The following is a 4514-nucleotide window of genomic DNA, read 5'->3' on the forward strand; positions in this document are numbered from 1 at the left end:
TTCAGTATAGTTGAGCTTATTATTGACTAGAGTCATGCTCCTGCAAAGCTGCTTATACCCGGCGTAGCTATTCGAGGATTTGCGGTGGCCCCATCTGCCATTATCTTCCCAAAATCGGCCTCAGGTTCCATCCTTTCCATGACAGGATGGTAGGGATCCCGCCCCCCGGTGCATCAGATGGTTGCCCAAGCTGCTCCTACTGCCTACGAGGCTCAAACCCAAGCTCTCGCCCAATCTTTGTTGGCTTCTCTTTGGGGAGAGAAGCGATCCCTGCTGGCCCAGTGGCGAGATCAACTGCGCTGGGAGGACAAGCTGCTGGCCTGGGCGATGGAAAACCCCCACTTGCGCACCCAGTTGTTCCGCTTGATTGATGTCTTGCCCAGCTTGAAAAGCAAGGCTGAGGTGGCCCGCCATTTGCAGGAGTATCTCTTGGATCCGGCAGTAGAGTTGCCGGGGATGCTGAAGAGCCTGCTCAACTTCGCAGACCCCGACTCCCTGCCAGGACAGTTGGCTGCCAGCACTCTCACCGCTGCTGTGGAAGCTCTGGCCCGCCGCTATATTGCCGGAGAAACTCTACAGCAAGTCAGCAAAACTCTGGAAGCTTTGCACCGGCAGGGTATGGCTTTCACGCTGGATTTGCTGGGGGAAGCCGTCATCACCGAAGTGGAAGCCCAATCCTATCTGGATCGCTATCTGCAGGTGATGGAGCATTTGGCAAAGATGGTCAAAACCTGGCCACAACCGCAGCCGGTGCCGCAAGTGTCGGTGAAGCTGACAGCCTTCTATTCCCAGTTCGATCCCATCGATCCCCTGGGGGCCAAAACCAAAGTGGGGGAACGGATTCGCGTCCTGTTGCGCCGGGCAGAAGCTCTGGGAGTCGGGATCCATTTCGACATGGAGCAGTACCGCTACAAATCCCTCACCCTGGCCATTTTGCAGGAGCTGCTGCTGGAGCCGGAGTTCCGAGGCCGCACCGACGTTGGCCTGACGCTGCAGGCCTACCTGCGGGATAGCTACACCGATCTGCAAAACCTGATCGCCTGGGCCAAAGAGCGGGGATCCCCGGTGACGGTGCGCTTGGTCAAGGGGGCCTACTGGGATCAAGAGACCATCTTGGCGGCGCAAAAGCACTGGCCGCAGCCGGTTTACAACAGCAAGTCTGCTACCGACGCCAACTTCGAGCGCATGACCCAGCTTTTGTTGGAGCACCACACCCATCTCCACGCCGCCATCGCCAGCCACAATGTGCGCTCTCAGGCCAAAGCCATTGCCATCGCCCAAGCGCTGGAGGTGCCCCAGTCTGCTTTTGAACTGCAGGTGCTCTATGGCATGGCCGATCCCCTGGCCAAGGCCTTGGTGCAGAAGGGACAGCGGGTGCGGGTGTACTGCCCCTACGGGGAGCTGCTGCCGGGTATGGCCTACCTGATCCGGCGTTTGCTGGAAAACACCGCCAACACCTCTTTCCTGCGGCAAAGCGTTCAGGGCTACAACCCCGAGCAGCTGTTGGCCCCGCCGGTCTTGGACGAGGGATCCGTTTTCCAGGCTCCTTCTCTCTCGTTTGCCGCCGCTCCCGATACGGATTTCAGCCAGCCCCAGCAGCGGGATCCCTTTTTTCAGGCATTGGACGAGATCCGGCCTCAACTGGGTCAGAGGGTTCAGCCCTGGATTGCCGGAGAATATCGCCCCACCCAACAAGCCATGCTCTCCCTCAACCCTGCGGATCCTGAACAGGTGGTGGCGGAAATTGGGTTGACCGAGCCGGAACAGGTGGAGCAAGCCTTGGCAGCGGCCCAAGCCAGCTTCCCCAGCTGGAGGCGCACCCCCGTTGCCGTGAGGGCGGGGATCCTGCGGCGGGTGGCGGAGCAAATCGAAGCCCAGCGGGCGGAGCTGGCTGCCTGGATGGTGCTGGAGGTGGGCAAGCCCATTGCCCAGGCCGATGGGGAAGTTTCCGAGGCCATCGATTTTTGCCGCTACTACGCCCAACAGATGGAGGCTCTGGAGCGGGGACGGGAGTGCAACCTGCCCGGCGAAACCAACCATTACCACTACCAGCCCCGCGGTGTGGCGGTGGTAATCGCCCCCTGGAACTTCCCCCTCTCCATCCCCTGTGGCATGACAGCGGCGGCTTTGGTGGCCGGAAACTGCGTGCTCCTCAAACCGGCGGAGCAATCTTCGCTGATCGCCGCCAAACTGGCGGAGTTTATCCTCAAGGCCCTTGCCGAAGCTGGGATCCCGGAGGGTGTCTTTCAATTCCTGCCGGGGGTGGGCGAAGCCATTGGCCCCCTGTTGGTTCAAGACCGGCGGGTGCACCTGATTGCCTTCACCGGATCCCAGGCGGTGGGTTGCCAGATCCTCGCCCAAGCCGCGCAACTGCAGCCGGGCCAGCACCACATCAAACGGGTCATTGCCGAGATGGGGGGCAAAAACGCCATCCTCATCGACGAAAGCGCCGACCTGGATCAGGCGGTCAAAGGAGTGGTCAACTCCGCCTTTGGCTACAGTGGCCAGAAATGCTCCGCCTGCTCGCGGGCGATCGTTTTGCAGTCCATTCACGACCTGTTCTTGGGGCGGCTCATCGAGGCGGTGCGCTCTTTAAATGTGGGGGATCCAGCCCACCCCAGCACCCAAGTTGGCCCGGTCATCGATGCAGAGGCCCAAGCTCGCCTGCAACAGGCCATTCAATCGGCTAAGGCTGATGCCCGCCTCGACCTCAGCCTGCCCGTGCCGGAAAAAGGCTACTTCGTCGGCCCCACTGTGTTCAGCCAGGTGGATCCCCGGTCAGAGCTGGCGCAGCGGGAGCTGTTTGGCCCGGTTTTGGCGGTGATCTCAGCGCCGGACTTTTCTTCTGCTCTGCAGATGGCCAATGCCACCCCCTACGCCCTCACCGGCGGTCTCTACAGCCGCACCCCTTCCCACATTCAACAGGCTCGCCAGGACTTTGCCGTCGGCAACCTCTACATCAACCGCGAGATCACCGGGGCGTTGGTGGAGCGGCAGCCCTTCGGCGGCTTCAAGCTCTCCGGCGTGGGATCCAAAGCCGGCGGCCCCGACTACCTGCTGCAATTTTTAGAGCCGCGCACCGTAACCGAAAACACGCAACGGCAGGGCTTTGCTCCCATCGAGGGATCCTGAGGATAGGGCTTGGGAAAGCTCATTGGACAGGCTTGGCTACATCCCCAACCTTGAAGCCTGCCCCGCTGAGAATGCGTCCCACACTGGAGCTGTCATCCACCTCCGTCAGTTGGACCTGTCCGGCTGGCTCAGTCAATTTGCGCAAGACTGTCCCCGTGGCCGGATCCTTCACCTCGCGGACGACGCGCTCCACAGAAAGAATCAATCCCACCCGATAGCCATCGCGGCTGCCCTTGTTCAGGATCACCTGGTTGCCGTAGACATCCGCCACCAAGGCGTCAACCGTTGGCAGAGAGCGAGGCTGAGCTGCCAAGCGCCCGGCAAAACCGGCCAACTGCTGGGCAATTTGCTCCACCGCTTGTTGGCTTGCCAATACCAACAGCTTCTCTTCGTTGCTGGTGGCGGATCCCCCGCCAAAGCCGGCAACCGTGACCGTGCTATCCGACTGGCTGGCGTTGCCTTTGCCCTCGACCACGGCCAAGATCTCGGCAGTACTGGTGCTCACCAAGCGGGCATTCAGCTGCACGTTGGCATCGGCATCCACTGACTCAGCGCCCACCGCCAGCGGGAAGCTGCCGAAGGGAGTTAAGACCGGTGCCCCACCCCCAGAACGGCGCACAGACACATCAAACTGGGTCACACTGCCGAGGATCACCGCATCGACCCCTAGGATCCGGCCTACCTGAGCAGCGGTGTTGGCATCCAGTCGACCGGATAGACCCAGGTTCTGCTCGGCCAAGATCGCGTCCAGCCGCGAGCGCTCGATGACGGAAAAGGTGCCATCTCTCACCAGCCGATCCACCAACAGGTCGCTCACCCCCCGAGAAGCCTCGCGGAAGCTGTAGGGATTGCTGAGGCTGCTGAAATCAAAGTCCAAGACTGCAATCCGAGGACGGGATGTGGGTTGCGGCGCTTGTCCCACCTGTCTGGGGGCAGAGAGGGTGCAGCGAATGTCTTGGGGAAATTGCTGGCAGAGGGCTGGATTGGCGGATTGGGCCACCACCGGGATCCCTGTCCAGCCTAGGCTTACCAAAGGGATCCCGAACAGCAAGATGGAAGAGAGGTTGCGCATGGTTGAGCGATCTCCTAAATCTGAGGGGGGCCACATTTCACTCACAGCCTGCATCCAAAAGAGCTTCAGGGCGGTGACCGATATCACCTGGCGGCTAAGGGTTAAGGATCCTGACGTCGCCTGTTCCCAGAAGATGCCCTACACTCTACCGACTACAAGGTTGTTGAAAAAAGGGATTGAGAAGGTTTGTATAGAAGAGTTGACAAATCTCAACCCTGTTGAGCAAAGGTACTCGCTCTCTGCAATTGACATCCTCCCCTGCCTAAAGGCCGGAGATTCCTACCACGCTGCGCATGGATGGCTCCTTGCG

Annotated in this window: 3 protein-coding genes; 2 read left to right on the forward strand and 1 reads right to left on the reverse strand. The window is 60.5% G+C overall.

The window, feature by feature from the left end:
* Positions 1–177 precede the first annotated feature (177 nt).
* Positions 178–3132: an L-glutamate gamma-semialdehyde dehydrogenase gene (gene pruA, locus NW843_RS13590; protein WP_414523218.1), complete on the forward strand. Its 2955-nt coding sequence runs from the start codon at positions 178–180 to the stop codon at positions 3130–3132.
* Positions 3133–3151: 19 nt separating this feature from the next.
* Here the strand turns inward: pruA and NW843_RS13595 are convergent, their stop codons facing one another.
* Complete coding sequence (locus NW843_RS13595) at positions 3152–4204, reverse strand: CsgG/HfaB family protein (protein ID WP_414523219.1); 1053 nt, start codon at positions 4202–4204, stop codon at positions 3152–3154.
* Between NW843_RS13595 and NW843_RS13600 the strand changes: the two genes are divergently transcribed.
* On the forward strand, positions 4203–4514 hold a 312-nt coding region (locus tag NW843_RS13600), incomplete at its 3' end, for a hypothetical protein (RefSeq protein WP_414523220.1). The genes NW843_RS13595 and NW843_RS13600 overlap by 2 nt on opposite strands.

Source organism: Synechococcus sp. R5-12 (assembly GCF_047502655.1).
Taxonomy (GTDB): domain Bacteria; phylum Cyanobacteriota; class Cyanobacteriia; order Thermostichales; family Thermostichaceae; genus Thermostichus.

Coding starts and splice junctions, on each gene's coding strand:
- NW843_RS13595 (WP_414523219.1), bottom strand. CDS start 4,204: ATGCGCAACCTCTCTTCCATCTTGCTGTTCGGGATCCCTTTGGTAAGC.
- pruA (WP_414523218.1), top strand. CDS start 178: ATGGTTGCCCAAGCTGCTCCTACTGCCTACGAGGCTCAAACCCAAGCT.